Raw genomic sequence first — 24,519 nt, forward strand, 5'->3', positions numbered from 1 at the left:
ATTCCGTAATGCGAGCAGTATTTCTATGATAAATGATGGTATGTTTAAAAAGAACAATAGCGCATGCGATACGCACGACCAAGCACCTGAGGAACTCCGGCACATCCATCAATTGTATCCCGTGCATTTCAAATTGCGGCCAGTAACTTGCTCAAAGTAAGCGAAGTGGAATCGGAATCGATGCCACTCATGCCAGCTGTGCGTCGTAACGCGTACGGGGTCTCAAGTCGTGGAATAGGTTGACAGTATCTCTGCGCTAGAACGCCCGATGCACTGCATCCGGCGTTCTATATTTCAGGGCTTGACCTGCCCCCTTCAATAGGGCCAATGGACTTCTAGCAAAGTCCTTTTTGAGCGGCCCCCAGTAAACAGTGCCATGATGTAAGCGAGTTTTCGGCGGACTTTTTCAGTATGAAAGGAGCCGTACGATGAAACGCAAGCGCTTCAGTGTCGAGCAAATTGTGGCGGTGTTGAAACAGGCCGAAGCAGGCATGCCGGTAGCGGAACTGATTCGTCACGTGGGCATTTCGGATCAAACCTTCTATCGCTGGAAGAAGGTGTATGCCGGTTTGCAGACGGACCAGGTGCGGCAGCTCAAGCAGCTTCAAGACGAGAACGCCCAACTGAAGAAGGTGGTCGCGGAGCTGACGTTGGACAAGGCGATGCTGACCGACGTATTGAAAAAAAAGTGGTGAAGCCCTCGCCGAGGCGCCACGTCGTGGATTATCTAAAGTCCGCCTATGGAGTAGCAGAGCGGCGTGCCTGCCGCCTGGTGGCCATATCGCGCTCGGTGTACCAATATCGCAGCCACCGCGATCCGCAGACTGCATTGCGGCAGCGTATGTGTGAAATCGCGGCGACGCGGGTGCGCTATGGTTACCGCAAGATACGCGTGCTGCTGCTACGGGAGGGCTATCAGGTCAGCAAGAATCGGCTGTACCGTCTGTATCGTGAGGAAGGGCTGTCGCTGCGCTACAGACCAAATCGCAAGCGACGTGCACAGATGAGCCGCCCGGCACGTGCAAAGTCGACGGCGGCAAATCAGGCGTGGAGTTTGGACTTCGTCGCCGACCAGCTTTCGAACGGCCAGAGGTTCCGCGCGCTGACCATCAGCGACGTCTTTACGCGCGAAGCACTAGCCATCGATGTTGGCCAGCGACTGAGCGCTTCAGATGTCGTGCGTGCACTGGACGAACTGAGGAGCAAACGCGGAGCGCCCCGCACGCTGTTTTGTGACAACGGCTCGGAATTTACGAGTCAGGTGAGGGACCTGTGGGCTTACCATCACAAGGTCGAGATTGCCTTCAGCCGGCCTGGCAAGCCAACAGATAACGCATTCGTGGAGTCATTCAACGGCACGCTACGCGATGAATGCCTGAACGTGCATTGGTTCACATCGCTGGCCGACGCCAGGGAGCAGATTGAACGATGGCGGATCGAATACAACGAGAGTCGGCCTCACAGGGCTCTCGGTGAAGTGCCGCCTGCCGAATACGTCCGCCAGTTGGGCCTGCAGGCCCAACTGACGGACCAACAGAACGCCGAAGACTAACATTGCCTTTGGCACTGAAAACCGGGACCGTTCATCGAGGCTCGTCGCCCCGGAATGATTGATGAATGATTCTGCTCTCGCCCCGTAGCATCGTAGGTGGATCAAAATCGCATCCGCATTCCAGCCCCCAAGCTATTACCCGACGATGCGCCCGTGATGCAATCGTAGCGCCACGCTGCATAGACATCCGTGCGTTTCGATAGTGGATAGTCGTATCCCAAGGCGAGCGTCGACCAGCGGAGCGCGGAACCAACGGCGGGACGTCGGCGCGTACCCGCCCACGAGATCAACACATTGCCCGTGCCGATTCGAGCGCTTGCCCCCATCTGCACTGTGTCGTCTTTTACTTCACTGTTGTTGTCGATGTGTTCGTACAAAAACATGAGCTTCATCGCACGGAGTCGATAGGCGCCCCCCACGAGCCAAGCAGTTTGTGCTGTCGCTCCGTTAAGAAAAAGCGAGGCGGTATGCAGACTTTGTACTGCTGCGGTTGCCGAAAACGGGCCCGCGAAGTAGAGCATATTCGCGCTGTAGTTCGCCTGTCCCGCGTGCCCCACCACGCCTGCATTGCTGTACAGAAAACTCCCCGACAATCCGCCCGCCTCCGGTGTTTGATACAGCATGGAATTGTCGATCGCGGTATCGCTTTGTACCGATGCCGCGCCCATGGCCGAACCCAGATAGCTGTGCGCCACTATCGGCGAGAACGCGAACGAGTTGCCAAACGGATTGAACAGCAGCGTCGATACGAACAACGGCGCCGTATTGCGGCCTATCGTCACCTCACCGAAACGCCCGCTCAATCCGACAAAAGCGTTGCGGCCAAAGAATGACTGGCCATTGAATGATCCGATCTGACCGCTGTTGACTCTAAAAAAGCTCTCCAACGAGAATACCGCCTTCATCCCACGCCCAAGATCCTCGGACCCGGACAGGCCCCAATATGAAGTCGTCATCCCGCCTGAACTGACCTGCCAGGCACTGCCGGCGCTGCCCGGCATGTGCGTGTCGCCAACAAAAGCATCGACCAACCCGTAAAGCGAAACTGAAGATTGTGCGTGTGCGATCGTCGCGAACCCCCATATCCCCATTACCATCGCACATACCCGGCCTAAACCACGAAATCTTTTCTGCATTGGATCTCCTCGCTGTCATTTGTTTTCTTTTGCCGAAACACGTGTGTGCGCTACGCCGGTGTGACGCGCGCAAGCGGCCGCCCTCGCTCAGACAGCGCGACGGCCACCACAATCTCATGCGGTGCAGGTGAATCCGGCACAACGAGCGACGCCGTATCAAAGTGATCAAAGCTCCACATATCAAGAGCACCATGCACAGGAATATCCATGCATGCGCCGGCCGCACCGCGCTTGGTAACAGACGGGATAAGCGATATGGCGCCGGGCAGACACGCACGGATTGCCTTGCCCATTCTCGGATGCAAGATCGCCGCCGCACACTCAAGCGGCACGGCAGTGCCCACGAGCGCGGCCTTGCCATACGCCTGAATCTGCGCGCGCGGTGCGTCAAGGGCGTCTCTCGCGCGCTCGCTCAATAACGTCCCGAGCTCCGCACCAACTTCGTACAGAGACTCGAGCGAAGTATCGGTACACCAGTTCTTCGACGTCAGAACCGCGACTGCAATCGCTTGGCGATGCGCCGGACGGATCGCGATACCAAGCTCCGCGCGCCGTTCGATCACGTGAACAACAATCTTCTCAATCTGTATGTTCACGGTCATACCTCAGCGACCATCGCATTCTCGGCCGGTGCTGCGGCCGGTATGGGAAACGTCCCGCGTGCAGACTCATAAGCTCGCGCTGCGCGCAGCACAAGGGCATCTCCGTGTAAGGGGCCAACAATCTGAACGCCGGTCGGCAGCCCTGCGGGCAATCCACAAGGAACACTGATGGCGGGCAACCCAGTTTGGTTGCACCACGACGTCTGCTGAGGTGCCGAGAGCAGCGTCTCAGGCAGACCTGGAACGGGCAGCGGCCCACAGTGGAACACTGGCGTCACAAGCAAGTCATAGCGCTCGAAGAACGCCGCCATCTCGACACCGAGCGTGTGGCGCGCACGCAATGCGTCGGCAAGCTCTAGCGCGGTGACGCGCAAACCGGCCCGCACAAGCGCTTGCACGTCCGCATCGAGCTGCATGCGTTGAGGCTCCGTCAATCCGCAGGCGCGCTGCGCAAAAAACACCGACCATTGGATCGCGTGCATGCGACTACCCAGATAGTCGCCGAGCGGCTTTACGTCGACTTGCTCGACGTGTGCGCCCAATGTTTCGATGACCTCTGCGGCGTGCGCCACACTCGCGGCAATCACAGGGTCCACGATGACGCCCGGGATGGACGGGCAATATGCAATACGCAGCCCCGAGACGCCCTCCTCCAGACCGACTCGATAATCCTGCGGGGCGACATAGCCCGATGGCCCAGATCCATGTTGACCGGCTACCACACTCAGCATCAACGCTGCATCGCGCACATTGCGCGCCATCGGCCCGAACGTAGACAGGCGCGTCCACGAACCGGCTACGCCCGTCGGAACACGGTCGAACGTTGGTTTAAACCCCACCACCCCAGTCCAGCAGGCGGGCACACGAATCGACCCACCACCATCGGTCGCAAGCGCGAGCGGCCCCATACCGAGCGCGATTGCCACTGATGAACCACCGCTGCTGCCACCTGGCGTCAGGCGCCGGTCCCAGGGATTGCGCGTGATGCCGGTCAGCGGACAATCAGTCACGATCTTGTTGCCGTATTCCGAAGTGGTCGTCTTGCCAAAAAGCAGCGCACCGGCCCGCCGCAGACGCGCCACGGCGGGCCCGTCCTCGCGCTGGGGCGTGTCCGGCGTCGTCAACGATCCGTATCGCGTCGGAAATCCCGCTACATCGATCAAATCCTTGACCGATACAGGCACGCCATCGAGCAGCCCGCATGGCTCACGCCGCATCCAGCGCCGCTCCGATTCGCGCGCCGCCTCCAGCGCCGCCTCCTCGTCAACGGCGCACATACAGTTCACAAGGGGATTGAAGCGCTCAACGCGGCCCAGGACCGCTTTCATGCTCTCAAGCGGAGAAAGCGCATGCCGCCGATACTCAGTAATCAACTCTTCCGCACTCATCGATGCAATGTCATTTATATGTACTCCTAATTGCTCAAATAAAATTGATAGAAGCGTCTCGAGACTGCTCTACCTCTGACACACTGCTTGGATCGGCCCGATCGAGTCCAAAACCGCAAAGCTGTTGTCGGCGCGCGCCTGAGCAATACGCGCCTCACAAGTAACGTGGTCGCCGCCTTGGCTCACACCCGCCTTGCCTCGCGGCAAATCCAGTGAAATGCCCGGCAAAACGGACTTGATGCGCGCCACATCGAGACTGCCGGCTGCACGCACGGCCTGCGCGAAGAGCCGGACGCCTGCGTACGTGCATTCGCCGTGCGGAAGCATCACCGCATAAGAGTCCAATCGGGGAACATGAGTGTCGGCCACGCGCGCGGTATAACGTGCAAGGAAAGTTCGGTTTTCGGAACTATCGAGACTCATGAAGTAGGACGACACACCAATGATGCCCGTCGATGCACCAGCAGTAGCAATCGACAGCGACTCGTGTGCAATATCCGTCACCAACTGCGGCTTCATCGCAAATGACCGATATTGTTTGACGAACGTCACCGGATCGTCGCCGACGCTGTGCCAAACAAGCTGCGGCTGCTCCCCAGCAATCCGCTGAAGCATCGCCCCATAGTCACGCGTGCCGAACGGCAGCCAGTACACATTGAGAAACCGACCGCCGTGGCGCGTAACTGCCGCCTCCAGCGAATGAATCAGTACCTTACGGTTGCTGCCGACATCCGAGACCACCGCGCTCACGCTCTTGCCGCCGGCACGCATTAACCATCCAATGAGCGGCTCGACCCGCTGTGCGACACTGAGCCCCGTGCTCAACAACTGCGGATCACAGCGCCCCTCGTCGAAGTTCGGGTAGACAACAAGGCGAGCCGCGCCCCTGGCCGCCTGCAACGCTGCTTCGCGTTCGGCGGGCAGCACCATGCCCGTAATCATTGCCACCTCATCGCGCATAAAGAGCTGCCGCGCCTTTTCGAGCGTCACGGTCGTCGACATCTGCGTGTCCTCGACAGCCAGTTGCAGTGGACGCCCCAGCAATCCGCCCGCTGCATTGATTTCCTCGATGGCAAGCGCCGCACAATGTCGATTTGTTTCACCCACGCGGGTGAGCGGCCCGCTCAATGGCGCGAGCAATCCGATCTTGATGGGTGCCACCGCACGCGCGCGCGTCGGATAAGCAGTGGCAGCTAATGCGCCGACCACACCGAGCATCGTCATACGTGAAAAATCGCGTCGATTCATGATCATTTCATTCGATAGGCGCTGCCGGCGAACCCATGGTTCGTTCCGCAGCAGGTGACAGAAAGTGAGCCAGCGGGTGGGCGCTGCTAGCACCGTGTCGGGGTTCAACTGCGCCTGCATGCACAAGTCGACCGTTTTTCAGAACGATGCATCGTTGCGCGCAGCGCAATACCAGATTGAGGTTCTGCTCGACCAGAAGCACAGCGAGCTTCGATCGACGACAAAGCGTCGGAATGACGTCACCGATCAGCTCAACAAGATTTGGTTGCACGCCGTCCGAGGGTTCGTCCAATAGCAACAACTTCGGGCGGCCGCACAACGCTCGCGCGATGGCCAGGACCTGCTGTTCGCCCCCTGACAATGTCCCTCCATGCTGAGCAAGTCTTAATTTCAATACTGGGAAATACTCGAATACCTCGTCCAGAATCTCGCCGTCACCAGCGGCCGCGGTACCCATTGCCAAGTTCTCCCGCACCGTGAGCTTGGGGAAAATCCACCGTCCCTGCGGCACCAGGCCGATGCCCAGTCGTGCGATTTCGTGCGTGCGCAAACCCCGAATGGCCCGCCCGCCGAAGCGAATATCACCACTCACGCGCGGCAACAGCCCCATGATGGCCTTGACAAGCGTTGACTTACCCGCGCCATTGCACCCCAGCACACCGACCACTTCATTAGGCTGAACGGTGAGGTCAATCTGACTCAAAATCGAGGTTTGACCGTATCCGGCCGACAGACTTTCAATGCGCAGCATGGCCCGCTCCCTGCCCAAGATAAATACGTCGGATTTCTTCGTCCCTGGCGATGTCGCCATAGCTGCCCTGCCGAACAATTTCCCCGCGATGCATAACCCACGTGTCGCACTTAAGCGACTGAACGAAACTCAGGTCATGCTCGATCGCAAGCACCGCACATTGTTCGCGCAAGCGATGAAGAAGGCGCACGAGCCGCTGAACCTCATTGCCGGACAATCCTGCAGCAGGCTCGTCAAGCAACAACAACGCCGGCCGGCACATCATGGCCATACCGATCTCCAGCCACTGACGCTCTCCGTGCGGAAGGTGCATGGCGAGCACGTCTGCCTGCGACGTGAGTCCGACCTCGTCCAGAACGGAATCGATCTCTCGCATCACAGATGGCCTGCCAGCCGCAACGCCGAGCGCCGCGACTTCCAGGTTCTCCCGAACGCTCATCGTGAGAAAAACGTTGGTCCCCTGGAATTTCCGGACAACGCCACGCCGGCAATACTGATACATAGGCCGGCCAGTCATCCGCTCTCCAGACAGATACAGCTCTCCCGCCCCTGGGATAACCGCGCCGGATAACAGTCCCACTAGCGTGCTCTTTCCAGCCCCGTTCGGGCCAATGACGCAGATCAGGTCGCGCGGGCCAATTTCGACGTCAACGCCTGCGATCGCATTGATGCCACCGAACGCGCGGCGTAGCCCGATGCCCTTCATAAGCGGCGTTTCCATCACTGCCCTCCTTCGGCTCGCTTGGCGCAACGCTGGGGCACACGTCCGATCCGGAATCGTGCGACGTGATGCAGCCACGCGACTAAACGACCGATCCGAATGCCGTTCGGCAAGCAGAGCACACATATCAAGAAGATCGCGCCGAGTACCAACGGCCACCATTGCGTGCTAAGACTGGACGCGGAGTGCTTAAGGAGCGTCAATGCAACGGCTGCCATCACCGGTCCACCGAGTGTGCCTCGGCCGCCCACGGCAACCCAAAGGATGACTTCAGTGGCCAGTACCGGAGAAAATACGTCCGGGGCCACGACGCCAGCGCATGCTGCCATCAGGCAGCCGGCAACCGCAGCTACCACCCCTGAGGCAACGAACGCCAACAGCAAATGCCACGATGTGTGGTACCCGCACGCTTGTGCACGCCACTCGTTGGTCGAAATCGCTGTGAGCACCTTCCCGTAGCGACTTCGACAGAGCAGCCACGTCGCACTTAGGATCACAACGAGTACAGCCGTGACGACATACCAGGACGCCACTGGGCTACTGAGATCCACTGCGAATCTCCCGAGCTCGAGGGACAACCCCGGAATGCCGAGCAAACCGGTATCACCCCCCGTGATGGACTGCCAACTCGTGGCCACCTGCTGCACGATGATCAGAACGGCCATGCTGAGAATGGCGAAGAAATGCAATCTGACACCCGCATACAGCAGAAAGTAGCCGAGAACGATTGCCACGATGGCCGCACATGTGAGCCCCGCGAGGATCCCAACAAGCGGCGCTTGACCAAACTGGACGGTGGCCACGGCAAACCCATATGCGCCAAGCCCAAAGAAGGTCGTATGCCCAAGCGTCAGGACGCCCGCCTTGCCCCAAAGAAGGTCGTAACTGAGCGCCAATATCGCCAACACCAGCGCGTCTCGTATCACGGTGAGCTGATAGGCGCCCACGACAACAGGAAGAATCACGCCGGCAACTGCCAACGCAAACCCTATCGCGACAGGAGAGAGATCCGTGCGGCTCAGTGCTGGCTGCGACAACCAGGTACGGGCACGCGAAAGATGACGTTCGAACATCGCCTTACCCCTTTCCGAGAAGCTGGTGAGCGGCACTGAAACCCGGAAGCAAGCCTTGTGGGCGGAAGCGGATCAGGACAATGGAGACGATCAGGACGATCGCTGAGGCAAGCGAAGGATCGACGCGATAGCTGAGCAAGGTTTCGATCGTGCCAACGAAGGCACTACCGAGCACACTGCCGGCGACCGAGCCGATACCACCGAGTACAATCACGAAAAATGCCTTGGCCAGATAGGACACCCCGAGATGGGACTCCACCGACACCATCGGCGCGACAAGCACACCGGCAAGCGAGGCGAGCGCCGCACCGCCACAAAATGCTGCTCGATTGAGTCGCTTGGTATTGATGCCCGCGGCCTCTGCCATCGCAGGATGTTGAATGACCGCACGCAACTTCGTCCCAAAGCGCGTTCGAGCAAAAAGTAGCCAGCACCCCACGGTGACGGCCAATGCCACACCGATCACGAACATCCGATATGCGGGATAGCCGCCACCCGGCACGTCGATGGTTCCGTTGAATGGCGCATAAACGAGCATCGGTTGTGTACCGAAAACGAGCTCCAGCACCTTCTGAACGATCAGACTGACCGCGTAAGTCGCCAGAAGCGTGTCCAGTGGTCGGTCATAAAGTAGCCGGATAACAAAGCGTTCGAGACACCAACCCAGCGCCGCGCCAACGATCGGTGCCACGATCAGCGCAACCCAAAACGCGTGTTGACCGCCGAGTGATTGCGCCACAGCAAGCATGTATGCCCCCATCGTGACCCACTCTGCGTGTGCAAGATTCACGATGTCCATCATGCCAAACACGATCGCGAGGCCAAGGGCGACCAAAATTAACAAAGATACATAATTCAAAATATTCAATAGTCCTAACATATCGTCTCCAAAAGCGAAATTCTGAAGCCCGGGGATCCTCAGACGCTTGCAACCGTGCATCGGTATGCCAAAGCGTCCAACCCACAAGGCAGGCCATTCTGTTCAACGGCGCACCCTGATGGCGCACAACTCAAATATCACAATACATTGTGAATCCAAAAACAGGCAAGCAAAATTCACAATTCGTTGTGAATTTCTAGGCGCACCTTCCGGGATACTCGATGTGCCCTGTCCCATCGAGTCCGCATGACCACAGAAAAATTTATCGAGGCCCTCGGAAATGAGATCCGCGCGCGCCGTAAGATGAAGAAACTTACCCAGGTCGGTCTCGCGCTGCGCGCCAACGTCCATCCGAACACCGTCTCGTTAATTGAGCGTGCTCAAATAGTCGCGAAAATCGACGCGTTGCTAGTTCTCTCTGCTGCGCTCGATACCCCTCTCTCGCAGTTGCTCAAGGGCGCGGAAGATCGCATGAATCTTCGCTGAATTCACCAAGCTGCTGCCGCTCAGAGCTCGTGAAAACACCACGAGCCGCTACCGACGCAGCCCGCAACCACATCTTCCCATTTATCCTCCGCGCCACGCCCATCCTAAGCCATTTGATGACGTGCTTCAGGGAGGCCCGTGGCGTGTATTGACGAGCGGAACGATAGCCCTTCGCGTGCAGTGTGCGCTCAGCCAGCCAATTTATTGTCAGGGAATCTACGAGGCAGATACAACACTGTCAATCAGCGCGACGCTGGTGTTTACCCGAAGAATACGTAGAAAACAGATCCGCGCGCAGGCAGCGCGCTTCGCGCCATACCCACCCTTTCGGGTATTTATTATAATAAATATATCGCTCTTCGCCGTAAGCGCCTTGTAACTTGGCGCAAGCGCAATCGAGCGTCAGCGATCCAAGCCTCCATTCCCTGACCACGGCGCCAAACCAGGTCAGCACATGTCGCGATCCACATGCAAATCAAGCTCGGAGTCCAGCACGAGCTTTTGCCTCAGCGCCGCATGTACCTTGCGCAACTGCGCCTCGGCCTCGTCCATATGTTCGACCATCAATCGCTCGACGGCCTGCGCATCACGCCGCCTTGCGGCATCCAAGATCGCGCGATGTGCGGCGACAGTCGTCCGCCCAAACGCCTGATAGTCCCGCTGCGTGACGTTCCCTGCCACGATCACCAGTGAGTGCAGCATCTGGTTGATGATCTGGCAAAGGCAACGCAAAAACGCGTTGGGATGCGCGGCGGCAAGCACGTCGTGAAAATGAATGTCCTCACAACGTTGATCAAGCGCTTGCTCGTGACCGGCAACGAATGGTTCACACACTGAAATGCTGCGCTCGAGTGCTTCGAAATCCGCATCCGTCAAATACGCCACTGCGCCCGCGGCCACCATGGGCTCAAGCGTGCGCCTCACCGCATAAATGTCCTCAAGAGTGATCTGTTCAAAAAACAGATAGTTCTGCAGCGACTGGAACGCCCGCGCGAGCGGCACACGAGTAATTGTCGCTCCGCCGTCGGGCCCAGTGCTCAGGCTAACAAGCCCCTGCACCTCAAGCGCCTTGAGCGCATCGCGCATCGAGCCACGACTGACATTGAACATTTGCTGCAGCTCGGCTTCCTTACTCAAGCGCTTGCCGGGCCGCGCCCGACCGTCGTTGATCCACCCTTTGATCGAATCGGCTACCTGATCGCCACGCTTGGTCGTGCGCGGGCCGCGCTTGTCCGGCTGCACCAACTGTGTCTTGCGCGCTGTCCGTTGTCGTCCTGCCATGTCCCTCAAGTCCGTGGTTAGCCTTCGTCATTTCCTATCGGCGCCATTATCGGACATCCGTAAATCGCCTGGCGAGAATCAGGCGTCGCTGCCAGCCGTCCATACCCTCCCAACCTTGGGAGGTAGCGGGCATCGCCGAGAATGCCTACGCTGCAGATCGAGCAGTATGGATATGGCGTGAGCGTGGTCTCCATACAGCTCAACTGCTCGGCGCCGGTGCGCCATCCGGGAAGATCGCATATGCCCAACTCATCGCAAGGATCCCAACAATCTCCCACCGTAGCGGTGCTCAAGGCGAGCCTCGCGGCGTTTGGCCTGGACCTCGACCGCCTTACTTCGCAGATGCGCTTGCATCGCGACGAAGCCGACCGCACCGGGCAAATCCCTGATGCGTTCTGGCATTCCGATGCGGTACGGGCGCTGAATCTGAACCTCGTTCCGCAGGAATACGGCGGGTGCCCGCAGGCCCAATCGCTCGTCTCACGCGTCATGCTAATGGAGCATCTCGGCTACGCGGATGCGGCGCTTGCGCTCGCGCTTCCCGGCCCCGGACTGGCGATGCCGCCTGTTCTTGCGCTCGCCAATCGTGAGCAGCAGGCAGCGTTCTTCGCGCGCTTTCAAAGCGATACGCCACGCTGGGGCGCATTTGCGATCACCGAGCCCGACTGCGGATCCGACGCAACAGCCATGCGCACGTCGGCACGCAAGACGGCCCATGGCTGGGTCCTTAACGGAACCAAGTGCTTCATCACGAATGGTGCGCGTGCTGACACCGTTATCACGTTTGCGACGATCAATCGAAACGCGGGCCGCTTTGGCATCAGGGCGTTTCGCGTTGCACAAGATACCCCGGGTTTCGCGGTGACGCGCATCGAGCGCATGGTCGGCTTGCGTGTGACCCAACTGGCTGTGCTCTCCTTTACCGACTGCGAGGTGCCAGACGACGCTCGGCTCACGCGCGACCATGAGACGCCGCTTAGCGATTCGTTCTCAGGCGCGCAACAGTCGTGGGACTATTTTCGGCCGCTTCTGTCCGCTGTGATGATCGGCGCCTGTCGACGCGTACGCGACGAACTCGCTACCTATCTTGAAGCAGGCGCACGCCCGGTCAATCCACACTGCGGCGCGAGCAACGTACAAGCGAGTCTTTTGGAGCTCGACCGGCATATCACGACAGCCTATCTGCTCTGCCATCACGCTGCATGGTACGCAGACCAAGGCATCACAAGCGCCATGCATGCTTCGATCGCAAAGGCGTACGCCGCGCGCATGGCCGCGCACGTCACTCGCACGGCCCTCACGCTAGTCGGTCTGGACGGCATCGCCCGTTTCCCGTCGCTGGAGCAAAGCTGCCGAGATGCCAAAGCGTTCGACATTATGGAAGGCACCGGGGACATGCAACGCCTAATGATTGCTCGAGCCGCCCAGCGGGCGTCACGCCCGCCGTGGGAGACGATCCAACCAAGTGCGTCCGTGCATCACCCCGCATGCATGTGAGCATGATTTCGTCTGAGAACCGTTACTGGAGACTTTCATGAGCTCTCGTCTCGAATCAAGTCGTCACGGCGATATCCCCGCTTCGGTCAAAGATTGCCTGCTCTCAGTACTGGGCACTCATCTGAGCGCCGACCTCATCAACAACGATACGAATCTGTTCGATCTTGGTGTGGATTCCATGAACATGACCGATCTTCTGCTCCAGCTCGAGCAACGCTTCGGATTTGTTCTGGACCCGGAATATCTGTCCAGCGACCTCTTTGTACGGTTCGACAATCTCGTCGCGTTCGTCGCTTCCCATGTTTCATCGAGCTGACTCCACGAGCGCCGAGCCTCGAATCGTTGCCACCGCGCAATACGTGCCGCTTCGGCGCCACGTAGATCGTGCGGTGGCCGAGACGATCTCGTCCGCACAACCGAGCGCGCTCGACGCCGTCATGCATGCGCTCTACGCCGACACGCTGCGTTGGCGCGCTCAATGCGCGCCATGCGGCGACAACGGCTCGACGACCGAGGCCACTTTTCGGCCAGACAATCGAAGCGCGATCGAAACGAACTTGTCGCTGTCGGACATGGCGCTGCGCGTGGCGCGCATGATCTGCCCCACCGCACCGGCGCGGCATGCCCCCGACCAGATCATCGTTTGCACGACAAGCTTCGAACACGATTTGGCCTTATCCTGCGCAGGCCGCTTGCACTGCGAACTCGGCTCCAGCCGCGCGCCCTTCGCGATCGGGCAACTCCAGGACGTGTCGTTTCTGACAGCGGTTGACGTGGCGCTTGCGATGATGGATGCGGATAACACACTGAACACCGTGCTGATTGTCGCAGCCGAGTGCTGGCACCGCGCCTTGTCCCAGCAGGTCGGCGCGCGGATCTCGCTTGCCGACGGCGCTGCTGCCGTGCTGATCGCTCGCAGCTCGATGCCAGGATGGCGTGTCCGCGGTCTTTCAATCTGCACGCCTGGGACGCAACTGAGTTGCGAGGACACCGTAAATACAAGCCTCGATTCGCCCATGCTCGTCGGGGCGATCAACAAGTCGTTGTCACGCGCCGCACTCCGTGCCGCGCAAATCGATTGGATTCTTCCGTCTATGGTCGACAGTGCGGTCATTCGCACCGTCTGTACCCGATGCCAACTGGCACCAGAGCGTGTCATGGGCATGGGCGACGGCCGCCAAAGCCATCTATGTGCGGCACAGACACCGGCACGCCTTGATGACCTGCTCGGTGTGATTTCGCCACGTGACGGTCAGCGTGTGCTTGTGTGGTCCACGGGATTTCAAGGCCAAAGTGCCTGTGCGATCCTCGAATTCCGGGGTGTGCGCTCATGACAACGCATCCTTTCTCGATTTCAGGCGTCGCTCACTGTCTTCCGGAACGCATCGTCAACGTTCAGCAGTGGGCGTCACGCTGTAGTCTACCGGCTTCGCGCGTTATCGCTTTGCGCGCTCATGGCGCCGCGCAATTTTATGATGCCGCGGGTGAGTCGCCCGTCAGCCTTGCCGCACGTGCCGTCACAACGCTATTACGCGACACCTCAACCCCGGGGTCGGCCATTGATGCACTCGTCTATACACATACGATCCAGACGAGCGTACTCGCACCGCCCACCGGTAGCGCTCATTACATTCAGCGCCGCGCTGGAATCACCCGCGCGTTGACGTTCTCCGTCACGCAGCAGCAGTGCGTGTCACCGATGGCCGCTATTCGCGTCCTGCTCACGCTTGCCGCACGAGAACCCTCAATCGAACGTGCGATCGTCGTATGCGCCGACGTCATCGGCTCCGGTTGCGATCAACTGCGCGCAATCCATGACCTCGCATTGCATAGTGACGGAGCGTGTGCCTTGCTGCTCGAGCGCAGCGCGCAACGCAACATCATCAGTGGTTTGCACTTGTATACCGACGCGCGCTTTTCTCGCGGCACTGACGAGAGCTTGCAGCCGATCGCCGACGATCGGTATTACTGGTCGGCGTTCACGACCATGCGCGCAGCGATCCGCCAGGCCGGCATCACGACAGGCGATGTCGCCCACGTGTTGCCGCACCACGTGAATCTACCGGGATGGACGAGATTGATGACGATGCTCGCCATTCCGCAAACGCGACTATTCGTGCCGAATTTTGCCGCGCTCGGCCACGTATTCGGAGCGGACCCATTCATCAATTTTCAGACTTGTCGCGCGCACGCCGGCGAGTGGTCCTTGCTTTTTTCCAGCGGCCTTGCCGGTTGCTTCGGCGCCATGGTGATTCATCACTGACACGCGCCGACTTCTTAACCAGACACCGATGGCCTTACCATGCGAAACATACTCGATCTCGTACTCACCGCTGCGCGGCATGCGCCCGATTCGCCAGCAATCGTCTTCGCGAACACCAGTTTGAGCTACCAGGAACTGGCAACGCGCGCCAGCATGCTCGGCCACGGTCTCGTGTCGATGGGAATCGTGCCCGGCTCACGAGTCGGTATCTTCCTGGACAAGCGCATCGAAACGGTCGTCTCGCTGCTTGGTGCGGCTGCCGCCCAATGTGTGTTCGTTCCCATCAATCCGCTTCTGAAGCCCCAGCAGGTCACCCATATTTTGCGTGACTGCGGTGCGAGCTGCCTGATTACGAGCGCATTGCGCGCGCGCCTGCTCGCCGAAAACGGGTTGTCTGGCGTGCCGCATACGATCCTAATCGACTCAATCGACGTGACCGAGCATGCGCCGCACGGGAATGACTGCGTTCACAGCTGGAGCGCGTGCGTCAGTGCGCACGCTTTCGGCCCGCCGAGCGACACCGGACCCGTAGCAGAAACAGCAATCGACACAGACCTGGCAGCTATTCTGTACACATCGGGCTCTACCGGCTTGCCCAAAGGCGTGATGCTCAGTCATCGCAATCTGCTCGAGGGTGCGTGGAGCGTCGCCCATTATCTGCAGCATACGAGCTCCGACCGCATTCTCGCGGCGCTGCCGCTCAGCTTCGATGCGGGTCTCAGTCAGCTCACATCCGCGTGGGCGGCCGGCGCCGCCGTTGTTCTCGTCAATTATCTCAGCCCGCAAGACGTAATCGACGCCTGCACGCGCGAACGTATCACCGCCCTCACGGGCGTGCCGCCGCTATGGATGCAATTGACGCGCGCGAGCTGGCCGCACGCGGCACGCACCACACTGCGCTATTTCGCCAATACCGGCGGCCGACTACCCGTTCCGATATTGCACCGCCTGCGCACGCTCTTTCCCCAGGCAAAACCTTACTTGATGTATGGGTTGACCGAGGCATTCCGCTCCACCTACCTCGATCCGTCCGAGGTCGACCGTCGCCCTGACTCGATCGGCAAGGCCGTGCCCAACGCACGAATCCTAGTCGTGCGTCCGGACGGCACACCCTGCGCTCCCGGCGAGACGGGCGAGCTCGTCCATGTAGGCGCGTGCGTGACGATGGGCTACTGGAACGATCCGGCTCGAACGGCCGCGCGCTATCGGCCCTCGCCCGAAGCCAAGCCGGGCAGAGCCAAACCGGACACTGCCGTGTGGTCGGGCGACCTCGTACGACGCGACGAAGAGGGCTTTCTCTACTTCATTGCGCGCAACGATGCGCAAATCAAGAGTTCCGGCTACCGGATCAGCCCAGAAGAAATCGAAGAGACCGTGCACCGCAGCGAACTCGTGACCGAAGCGGTCGCCGTGGGCGTGCCCGATGATGCGCTGGGCGAAGCCATAGCGCTCGTTGTCGTGCCGGCGGTCGAACCCTTTGTCCCGCAAACACTCATGGCGTGGTGCGCTCAACACCTGCCGGGCTACATGGTGCCGAAGCGCATCGTCGTGCAAACCGACGTGCCACGCAACGCAAACGGCAAATTCGATCGGCCAGCACTGCGAAATGCGCTCGTCCAATCCATAGCTCAAGACCAAGCGAGGTCCGTATGAGTGCATCGTTGATCAACCGAAGCAGCGTCTTGCCAGCGGAGGGCATCGACGTCACCCGCTTGGCTCACTGTGCCGGATCAACGCCCTTTTTTGCTTACGGGCGCGCGGCAATCGACGCCCGTGTGCGCCTGTTGCGCGCAAAGCTGCCGGCTTCTGTCCACTTACATTATTCCGTCAAGGCCAACCCGATGCCAGCGCTTGTGCATCATCTGGCAACCCGCGTCGATGGGTTTGATGTCGCATCTGCCGCGGAGATGGCGCTTGCGCTTAACGCAGGCACACCGCCCGATCAAATCGGCTTTGCAGGGCCGGGTAAGGCGCGCGACGAGCTGCGACGGGCGGTGGCCAACGGTGTGAACGTTCATATCGAGTCCGCCACGCAACTGCATTTGGTGACCGCGATCGGTTGGGAACTGGGCGTGCAGCCGAAGGTCACCCTTCGCGTGAACCCGGACTTCCACGTCGGCCACAGCGGCATGCGCATGGGCGGGGGTGCCACCCAGTTCGGCGTCGACGTCGAACAAGTGCCGGCATTGCTGCAGGAACTTGCCGCGCGCGAGGTGACATTGGCCGGTTTTCACATCTTTTGGGGATCGCAGTGCCTGCACGCACCAACCATCGTCAAAGCGCAGCAACACAGCGCGGAGCTTGTTATAAGGCTTGGCCGCGATTTACCGACACCGCCCCGATATGTGAATCTTGGCGGCGGTTTCGGTATCCCCTATTTCGACGGGGATAAGCCGCTTGATCTGGATGCGGTCACCCAGCCCATGCAAACGTGGCTCGCACAGCTCCAACGGGCGTTGCCCGGGGCTGTGCCCGTCCTCGAGCTTGGGCGCTACTTGGTCGGCGAAGCGGGTATCTACGTATGTCGCATTATTGACCGTAAAGTCTCGCGCGGCACCACCTTCCTCGTCACCGATGGCGGTCTGCATCACCATCTCGCGGCCTCCGGCAATTTTGGACAAGTGTTGCGCCGCAATTTCCCGGTGCTGCTCGGCAATCGGCTCAACGATCTACCGGTCGAGCGGTACCACATCGTTGGGTGCTCGTGCACGCCGCTCGATCGCATCGCCGATGATGTGCTTCTCCCGCACGCGCAAATTGGCGACTTCGTGGTGGTTCTGCAATCGGGCGCCTACGCCCGCTCGGCAAGTCCCAGGGACTTCCTCGGCCACCCCGAGGCAATCGAGATGCTCGTCTGAATTCCGTACACGGAGAACTGCGATGCACCAGCCCGACTTTTCGTTACCCGACCTTGCGCCACACTCGTGGCATCTGTCCGAGGACCAGCGCGCGCTCGTCGCGGCAAGCCAACGTTTTGCTCGTGAAAAACTTGAGCCGCTGCTCTCACAACCTCCGTCAGAAAAGGCCTGGCACGAGATCGTCGAGCAAGCGGGTGCACTCGATTTGGGTACCATGATTTTGCCGCTGGAGCTTGGTGGCATGGCCATCAACCACCACGATCTGTCCTGCATTCTCGGCGCGCTGGCCTGCGGGCCTATCGAGCGCGCCGTGCAATTGACGCAGAGCATTCCTGCACTCATGACGCTGCGCGCACACGCTGCGCTTCAGTCGCTCGGTTTCGCTCGAATCGGCGAATACTTCGATGGCACACGCCCGATTGCGCTTACCGTGCCCGATTTTCGTACCGCCACGCTTTGGCGCCTGTGTGACCACACCACCCCGTCAGCGCTGACATTGATTCCCGCGCCGGCGGCACATGGCGTTACCCTCGTCGAATCGACGTGTGCCCCGTCCAGGCTCGCCCGGCAACACGTCACCTGCCTTGGCGCACTCACGCTTGAGCAGTTGCGCTGCGACGACGCTTTGTACGCCGCTGCGCTGGTCACGCTCGAGCGGCTTGACGCACACGGCGTCTCGCCGACCCAGACGTGGCTCACCAACACCGCGCTCTATTTGTCGGCCCTGCTCAGTGGCACCATGCAGCACGGCGTGACGTTTGCGCTGAGCTACGGAGCAGAGCGGCAGGCTTTTCGCAAACCGTTGGTGATGCATCAACGTGCCGCTACGCGCTTGGCCGATATGCTTATTGCAGTGCAAGGCACGCAACTCTTTGTGCGCATGCTCGCGCTTGCCCAGTCCGGCACATCACGCACACTGGTGCGCCAGCTAGCCCGACATGTCGCAGCCGAATCTGTTGAATTCACGCACGAGCTCGTTCAGTTCTGCGGCGCCCATGGCTATGTCGAGGGGCTCGCGCCTGCTGCGCGCCTGGCAACATGTCACTGGTTTGCCATGTTGCTCAGGCAAGTCGATGCAGCGCTCGGCGAGCTCGATAGTCTCGGCTCACCCCGCTCGGCAATGGGAGCCTAGCCATGAGCGAGGAGAAACGCCTCCGCCGGCACTGCGACTCACCCTCCAGAGTTGCCGCGAGATCGTCGATTGGTTGCTGGCTGCGCGATGCAAATTCAGAAGACGTTCGCGATATCACGCGCTGGCTTGCGCGCCCGGAGATCGCGCAGTGGTTCGATTTCGGACTGGGTCGGCAAGGATTGAGTGCACTCGCCGTTCAGGCGATGGTGCAAAGCGAGCGGCACCGCATACGCGTATTTGGCTCGCTCGGAACGGCCGAACCGAGCGGTCTGGTAGCCATTAGCGATATCACGCATCGCTTCGGTTTGGGTTCGTTCTGGGTGCTGCGTGATCCTTTGCGGCCCACTTGCGCGAACATGACATTCGACGCTTCCCGACGCGTGCTGCGCGAGGGCTTCGAACTGGATCGGCTGCACTGCATCAGCGCCTGGGCGGTTCAGACGAATGTGCGATCACAACGCCTGCTCACACGTCTGGGTTTTTGCCTGATCGGCCTGCAGCGCAACTGCCATGTCATCGCCGGCCAGCGCGTGGGGCGTCTACTCTACGATCTGCTCCCGGAAAATCTCGCCTGACGCGCGCCATGATGTCGCCAATCATTACCGCACTGAGTACCTATGTTCCGCCTACCATGGCGCTCACGCGTGCGCCGCGATCGACAGAGGCTGAGCTCACCGCGCCACACACCGGCTGGGAGGCCTGGATCGCGTCCTGGCGCGCTGACTTCGGCGCAGTCCATACACTGACAGCCGGTGCCGACGATAGTGTCGATCACCATGCTCGGCCGCTTCGTATTCCCGTCGAACCCGAAGAGCAACTATCGGGGCTCGCCGTGCGCGTGGCCAAGGAGATACTCGCCATCCGGCATCCGGCTGCTGTCCCCATCGATATCATTGTGTTTTGCCACAGCAGCGTCGATGAGCACGTATCGACCACAACGGCGGGGCGTCTGGCAAGCGTGGTAGGACCATGCTTTGCGTTTTCCATCTCCCAGCAGCACAGCGTCTCGCTATTTTCCGCATTGCAGCTCGTCCGGGACCTGATGGTCGCTGAGTCCGATGTCCAGTGTGCGCTGATTGTCGCGGCAGAAAAATGGGCACTACCGTTTTCACGATGGACCGGGCAGGGGGCAGCGCAAGGTGATGCCGCAGCCGCCGCTTTGCTTGAGCGAGCCACGGCAACAACCCGCGGCTTTCGCGTGATGGACGCGCAAACGCGTCAATGCCCGGTGCGGCCCGACTGCCCGTCGCATCAACGCTCATATTCCGATTCCGCCTCGGAGCGGATTCTGCGGCAACTCATTGACGCGATGCTCGCGCAACACGCGCTCGCGGCGTGCGATGTCACTGGCATCGGACAGGACCTCGATCCGACATGGACCAAGCGCGCATCACATCGTCTGAACATGAAGGCGCACACCCATGCGCGCCTTCATGATGCGCACCTCGGTTCAGCAGAACCAATCATCCAACTGACCGAGAGGCTCGCGGACAACACATTGCCTACGCGCGGTCATCTCCTGATAGGGGGGATGAGCGTGTGCGGCTACGTGGGCTGCGCACTGCTGGACGCGTGCGATGCGCCCGCCATCTCGCGTGCCCCTAGTCGGAGCACTCGATGACGGACGTGTCGATCGGTATTCCGTACGTCGCGTACTATCTGCCCGAGCGTGTCGACACAGTCCGGGCGTGGGGCCGCCGTACGCGCCAGCCCGACACAATCATCGCAAAGCTCGAACGATCAGGCGTATGCGATTTTCACGTGGCATATGAACAAAGTGCGCTCAGCCTCGCGGTCAAAGCCGTCGAGTCGTTGTTGCGCACCGCGCCGATCGCGCCAGACTCGATCGACTATCTCCTGTACACCCATACGCTGCAAGGCAGCATCGCGCCGCCGCCGCAATCACTGCCACGCGCGCTATGCGAGCGATTTGGGTTCACCCGCGCGCAGTCGTTTTCGTTTGCCCAACAGCACTGCGCGTCCTCGCTCGGCGCGCTGCGCATTGTGCGCGCGCTATTCGCCGCACACCCCTCGCTCAATCGCGTGCTGCTCGTCGGAGCAGACACGATGCCCATTGAGGCAGAGCGTCGCATGGGTACCTCCGCGCTTCTGGGCGACGGGGCGTTTTCCGCAACGATCGAGCGCCACGCCCGTATCAACCGCCTTGTTGCGATAGCCACGCATGCCACCGGGCAAGGTTGGCGCGGCATGCTCGGCCAAGCCGATCCGAATTCCGTCGCCCAATACCAGCTGGCCGCTAGAAAGCTCATCACGCATCTCGCGAGCAAGGCTCCGATCGCGCTAGCCGATGTGTGTTACATCTTGCCACCGCATCTCGATCTACCGGCGTGGCAGCGGCTTGTCCGGTCGCTGGACCTGCCGCCTGAGCGTCTTTTTATTCGCAACTTCTCGCGCATCGCACATGTGACCGTGAGCGATCCCTTTATCAACCTTGCCGACTGCCATGCGCTCGCGCCAGGCACCCCGCTCGTGCTCTACGCGCAGGGTGTAGGCGGCTTTTCCGCAGCAACGCTACTCATTCATTAGACGAGCCGTTCGAACGCGGCCATGGGCAAGCGCGCAACCTGAGGCTTGGATATACCGAATACCCCTACTGCGTGTACTGGTTGGTTGCTCGTGGATGTATCACGACATTAAATATTGATACCCATAGTTGGCCCGCAAGCGTCTAAAATAATGATGGACAACGCGCATATATCCGTCACGAGTAAAACAAGCGCCATTGCCAAGCATTGTGTTGTTTGAGCCTGAATTTTTGCGCGCATGGTCATCACGCGGGCCCGATGCGCGACGATTTTCTGTGAGGGACCTCGGTGGATCAGATATTTCCCTGCAGCGTGGGCAACACGCCCGTCGCGGCGCTGCAACCTTCACACGCGATTGCGCGATGGGCGCCACTGGCCACATCCTTTCTCGACACCGTGGATCTCTCGTCACTCGTGAAGCTCTTCGGTGACGTGGCCGCTTCGTTAGGGTTTCCTCGTTTTGCCGTCAGCCGGCTCTCACGCGCACGTGCTCGCTCGCGCGTAGCGATGGCCGTCGACACGCTTTGCACGCGCTATCCCGACAATTGGGTTTTTCATTATGCGAAGCACGACTATGGTCCGGTCGATCCCGTTCATCGCATGGCGCTCGTGCATGCCACTCCCTATCGCTGGACCGATATAGCGGGGTTAAACCACATCGAGCAGCGCGTGCTCGACGAAGCGCGCGAGGCCGGATTAGCTAATGGGGTAAGCATCCCGATTCACGAGCCCGATGGCAACATCTTGCTCGTCAATCTCGCAAGCCCCTCACCGGAGATCAAGACCGAAGTCAATTTGCGGCTCGCAAGCCTCATTAGCGCATTGTTTCATCAAGAGCTGAATCGCTTAACCCGCCCGCGCTGCGTCGGCCCCTTGCCCAAACTATCCCCGCGCCAAAAGGAATGTCTTACGTGGGTCGCGCGCGGCAAATCATCGTGGGAGATCGCAGGCATTCTCGGTATATCGCCCCATACGGTTGACTACCACATCGACGAGGCAAAGAGGAGCCTGCGCATCAATAGCCGAACCGCCGCGGCCGTGTATGCGGCCGCCCACGGATTGATTCTGGTCTGATCGGCAGTTCATCCGCCCGGCGCGCCGTATCATCTCACGCGCCTTCTCGCACATGCCTTACGCTGTCGGAATACTCGATGCGTCTCGCGCACACACATCGCAGCGACACCTAACGTTCGCACTCCCGTGTGCGCACCCGCACGCGCCTTTTGCGACCTACACCCTCCCTAGATCACTAGTTCCGTTCAGACTGCCTACTTGCTAGCGTGACACGGTTTCTTGAGTGCGAGGGAAAAACCGTGCAATCGATTTTTGCAGGCAGGCTTGTCGATATACCCCACCCGTTACGTCGCCGCCTTGGCGAATTCCGATATGAAATCTTCGTTAAGCGCCTCGGTTGGCAGTTGCCCAATGCCGACGCCGTCAGCGCCACCGAGTGGGACCACTTCGACCGAGGCGATACGATCCACGTCGTGTTACTGGATCCGATGGAACAAGTCTGCGGCTGTGCGAGGCTGATGCAAACGACCAGACCGTATTTGCTCCAGACGCTGCACGCACATTCACCGAATTGCGTATTACCCGTCTCCCCCACCGTATGGGAGCTATCTCGATTTGCCGCCAGCACCCGGCACGTTCGGTCAATGGGTCCCTCGAACGGGATGCAGTTCTTCCCACCGGTCCTCGCGATCGCAGCTTCATTAGGTGCAACGCGCATTATCGGTGCGCTCTCTCACGCGATAGCGCGCCTTTACCGCCGCGCCGGGCTTGAACTCGAAACCCTGCCAATCGCCGAACGTGCGAATGCGGCGAACTATCTCGTCTGCGCCATCAATCTCAGCGCTTCGACGTTCGAGCGTTTGGGCTGCGATGCCAGCGCGTTGCTACGCAATGTGACCTGGCTCAGCCCGTGCTCTGCCGCCGTGTTTGCGAGTTCGGCCGGCCATACCCCATTCCATGATCATTGAGCATACAACCGTTCGAAAAGTGACCAAACCCGTTGAGCGTGGTGCTCGGTGCCGGCCTTAAATCGTGCGGCAATTTTGCATCTGGAACGCGAGTCCGTGGCCGGATCAGTGTCGCTGCCCGTGGCGATGATGTCGGCGATCCGCGTCTTTGACCCAATCGGGGCGAATTGCCGACGCGTATGCCTGACCGCTGCGAGAAGCTTCGCCGTTAGTTTGAGCGGCCAGCCCCAGACGCGCGTCGATCGCGTGCGCGACAGCAGAGGATTTGGGTAAGCGCTGAGGATCGCAGTCAGCCCAGAATTCGAACATGCTATCGAACAACACGGACAGAATGCTCGTTATATAAGGCAGCTTTACAGTGATGAGACTATCCGACGAGTCAGCATTGACGAAGGCGTTGGAATTCGATATTGCGTTGCCGAACACGCCGGTGCGCGCCGCGTCGAGCTCGCGTTGCAATCTTGTCTCAACATCACAATGAACAATCGAGAAATTGACGATGACCCGAGTCAACCTGTCAAGCTCCTGGGTCTTGAGCCCCAGGCAGTTTTGCAACCGACCGATTTCCAGTTCCGCAAGCCGTAGTCGCTCGCGCAACACCGCGCATTCGTCAGTCGGCAGCGTGCACGCCACCTTCTCATCGGATTGACACGTATTCTCACGTTGCTCCATGGATTTACCTCAACCTGAGTGCGAACATTCGCGATTCGGGTCGGCATTCGCTCACCACAAACCATTTCGCTCGAGACAGTCCACTTGCACCACACGCCCATTTGACTCTACTGCCGCCCGTCCATATCGCAGTCACCATCGAACGCCGGGTGCTTGCCACGGCATTGTTGATTCGTGTATCGCGGATCGTCAACTACCAAACTCGGGAGGATAGAGGCGTTCGGTCTTCGTGACAAAATGTCATTCGCACGTATCACACATCGTTATTGAAAACGCATTACCAAAATTTCGCTTGATATTTCTGAAATTGAAATAGTTTGTAGATATTTTACGATGACGTTGCAAATTTTCCATCCAACACCGGCCGATACCGGCTAATTCATGTCGGCAATTGAAATTTAAACTTATGTAGCCACATCGTATTGCTCGCGCATCACGTGTTTGAGTGTGA

24 protein-coding genes are annotated in these 24,519 nt (G+C 59.7%); 14 read left to right on the forward strand and 10 right to left on the reverse strand.

What is annotated here, in order from left to right; translation table 11 throughout:
• The first annotated feature begins 428 nt into the window (after positions 1-428).
• Positions 429-1,552, forward strand: a protein-coding gene (locus tag HWX09_RS12930) for an IS3 family transposase (protein WP_155257281.1) whose coding sequence is annotated in 2 segments (ribosomal slippage) — positions 429-690 and positions 690-1,552 — 1,125 coding nt in all. Because the reading frame shifts where the segments join, the coding sequence is not laid out codon by codon here.
• Between the two features lie 101 nt (positions 1,553-1,653).
• On the opposite strand, the gene HWX09_RS12935 is transcribed toward HWX09_RS12930, so the two are convergent.
• From HWX09_RS12935 to urtB, 8 genes are read right to left on the reverse strand one after another with little or no spacing between them, the layout of a single operon-like run.
• A complete protein-coding gene (locus HWX09_RS12935) occupies positions 1,654-2,688 on the reverse strand; it encodes a porin (RefSeq protein WP_027781992.1) in 1,035 nt (344 codons plus the stop codon).
• A 50-nt stretch (positions 2,689-2,738) separates the two neighbouring features.
• Entirely contained in the window at positions 2,739-3,284 is a 546-nt protein-coding gene (locus tag HWX09_RS12940) for an amino acid synthesis family protein (RefSeq protein WP_027781991.1), read from the reverse strand.
• 2 nt (positions 3,285-3,286) lie between these two features.
• Positions 3,287-4,696 carry an amidase family protein gene (locus tag HWX09_RS12945; RefSeq protein WP_027781990.1) on the reverse strand — a complete coding sequence of 470 codons (1,410 nt, stop codon included), beginning with the start codon at positions 4,694-4,696 and terminating at the stop codon, positions 3,287-3,289.
• Positions 4,697-4,747: 51 nt separating this feature from the next.
• Entirely contained in the window at positions 4,748-5,926 is a 1,179-nt protein-coding gene (locus HWX09_RS12950) for an ABC transporter substrate-binding protein (protein ID WP_027781989.1), read from the reverse strand.
• Positions 5,927-5,933: 7 nt separating this feature from the next.
• On the reverse strand, positions 5,934-6,677 hold the full coding sequence (locus tag HWX09_RS12955; protein WP_027781988.1) for an ABC transporter ATP-binding protein: 744 nt from the start codon (positions 6,675-6,677) through the stop codon (positions 5,934-5,936).
• The gene (locus HWX09_RS12960; protein WP_027781987.1) at positions 6,664-7,398 is read right to left on the reverse strand and encodes an ATP-binding cassette domain-containing protein; all 735 of its coding nucleotides are present in this window, start codon (positions 7,396-7,398) and stop codon (positions 6,664-6,666) included. The genes HWX09_RS12955 and HWX09_RS12960 overlap by 14 nt, the downstream gene beginning before the upstream one ends.
• Positions 7,398-8,471 carry a branched-chain amino acid ABC transporter permease gene (locus tag HWX09_RS12965; RefSeq protein WP_027781986.1) on the reverse strand — a complete coding sequence of 358 codons (1,074 nt, stop codon included), beginning with the start codon at positions 8,469-8,471 and terminating at the stop codon, positions 7,398-7,400. Before HWX09_RS12965 ends, HWX09_RS12960 begins: the two co-directional genes overlap by 1 nt.
• A 4-nt stretch (positions 8,472-8,475) precedes the next feature.
• Positions 8,476-9,351 carry an urea ABC transporter permease subunit UrtB gene (gene urtB / locus HWX09_RS12970; protein ID WP_027781985.1) on the reverse strand — a complete coding sequence of 292 codons (876 nt, stop codon included), beginning with the start codon at positions 9,349-9,351 and terminating at the stop codon, positions 8,476-8,478.
• Positions 9,352-9,597: 246 nt separating this feature from the next.
• Here urtB and HWX09_RS12975 point away from each other — a divergent pair, with 246 nt between their 5' ends.
• Positions 9,598-9,837 carry a helix-turn-helix transcriptional regulator gene (locus HWX09_RS12975; protein ID WP_027781984.1) on the forward strand — a complete coding sequence of 80 codons (240 nt, stop codon included), beginning with the start codon at positions 9,598-9,600 and terminating at the stop codon, positions 9,835-9,837.
• A gap of 447 nt (positions 9,838-10,284) precedes the next feature.
• Here HWX09_RS12975 and HWX09_RS12980 read toward each other — a convergent pair whose 3' ends face one another.
• Entirely contained in the window at positions 10,285-11,118 is an 834-nt protein-coding gene (locus tag HWX09_RS12980) for an FCD domain-containing protein (protein WP_027781983.1), read from the reverse strand.
• Positions 11,119-11,358: 240 nt separating this feature from the next.
• Between HWX09_RS12980 and HWX09_RS12985 the strand changes: the two genes are divergently transcribed.
• From HWX09_RS12985 to HWX09_RS13040, 12 genes are all read left to right on the forward strand, one after another.
• On the forward strand, positions 11,359-12,615 hold the full coding sequence (locus HWX09_RS12985; RefSeq protein WP_027781982.1) for an acyl-CoA dehydrogenase: 1,257 nt from the start codon (positions 11,359-11,361) through the stop codon (positions 12,613-12,615).
• A 37-nt stretch (positions 12,616-12,652) separates the two neighbouring features.
• A complete protein-coding gene (locus tag HWX09_RS12990; RefSeq protein WP_080681207.1) occupies positions 12,653-12,931 on the forward strand; it encodes an acyl carrier protein in 279 nt (92 codons plus the stop codon).
• 73 nt (positions 12,932-13,004) lie between these two features.
• Entirely contained in the window at positions 13,005-13,949 is a 945-nt protein-coding gene (locus HWX09_RS12995) for a 3-oxoacyl-[acyl-carrier-protein] synthase III C-terminal domain-containing protein (protein WP_175888579.1), read from the forward strand.
• Positions 13,946-14,878 carry a 3-oxoacyl-[acyl-carrier-protein] synthase III C-terminal domain-containing protein gene (locus HWX09_RS13000; RefSeq protein ID WP_027781979.1) on the forward strand — a complete coding sequence of 311 codons (933 nt, stop codon included), beginning with the start codon at positions 13,946-13,948 and terminating at the stop codon, positions 14,876-14,878. The genes HWX09_RS12995 and HWX09_RS13000 overlap by 4 nt, the downstream gene beginning before the upstream one ends.
• A gap of 39 nt (positions 14,879-14,917) precedes the next feature.
• The gene (locus HWX09_RS13005; protein ID WP_027781978.1) at positions 14,918-16,531 is read left to right on the forward strand and encodes an acyl-CoA ligase (AMP-forming), exosortase A system-associated; all 1,614 of its coding nucleotides are present in this window, start codon (positions 14,918-14,920) and stop codon (positions 16,529-16,531) included.
• Positions 16,528-17,736, forward strand: a complete 1,209-nt coding sequence (locus HWX09_RS13010) for a pyridoxal-dependent decarboxylase, exosortase A system-associated (protein ID WP_027781977.1) — start codon at positions 16,528-16,530, stop codon at positions 17,734-17,736. The genes HWX09_RS13005 and HWX09_RS13010 overlap by 4 nt, the downstream gene beginning before the upstream one ends.
• A gap of 22 nt (positions 17,737-17,758) precedes the next feature.
• Positions 17,759-18,868, forward strand: a complete 1,110-nt coding sequence (locus HWX09_RS13015; RefSeq protein WP_027781976.1) for an acyl-CoA dehydrogenase family protein — start codon at positions 17,759-17,761, stop codon at positions 18,866-18,868.
• A 2-nt stretch (positions 18,869-18,870) separates the two neighbouring features.
• Complete coding sequence (locus HWX09_RS13020) at positions 18,871-19,443, forward strand: GNAT family protein (protein ID WP_034185253.1); 573 nt, start codon at positions 18,871-18,873, stop codon at positions 19,441-19,443.
• A gap of 8 nt (positions 19,444-19,451) precedes the next feature.
• Complete coding sequence (locus HWX09_RS13025) at positions 19,452-20,489, forward strand: hypothetical protein (RefSeq protein ID WP_027781974.1); 1,038 nt, start codon at positions 19,452-19,454, stop codon at positions 20,487-20,489.
• A complete protein-coding gene (locus HWX09_RS13030; RefSeq protein WP_027781973.1) occupies positions 20,486-21,415 on the forward strand; it encodes a 3-oxoacyl-ACP synthase in 930 nt (309 codons plus the stop codon). The genes HWX09_RS13025 and HWX09_RS13030 overlap by 4 nt, the downstream gene beginning before the upstream one ends.
• A gap of 287 nt (positions 21,416-21,702) precedes the next feature.
• Complete coding sequence (locus tag HWX09_RS13035; protein WP_080681206.1) at positions 21,703-22,488, forward strand: LuxR family transcriptional regulator; 786 nt, start codon at positions 21,703-21,705, stop codon at positions 22,486-22,488.
• Between the two features lie 239 nt (positions 22,489-22,727).
• Positions 22,728-23,396 (forward strand): acyl-homoserine-lactone synthase, encoded by a 669-nt coding sequence (locus tag HWX09_RS13040; RefSeq protein WP_080681271.1) that lies wholly within the window; start codon positions 22,728-22,730, stop codon positions 23,394-23,396.
• A gap of 105 nt (positions 23,397-23,501) precedes the next feature.
• Here HWX09_RS13040 and HWX09_RS13045 read toward each other — a convergent pair whose 3' ends face one another.
• Entirely contained in the window at positions 23,502-24,068 is a 567-nt protein-coding gene (locus HWX09_RS13045; RefSeq protein WP_034185252.1) for a hypothetical protein, read from the reverse strand.
• Positions 24,069-24,519: the final 451 nt, after the last annotated feature.

It is taken from the genome of Burkholderia sp. BCC1208, from assembly GCF_902833095.1.
In the GTDB taxonomy this organism is placed as follows: domain Bacteria; phylum Pseudomonadota; class Gammaproteobacteria; order Burkholderiales; family Burkholderiaceae; genus Burkholderia.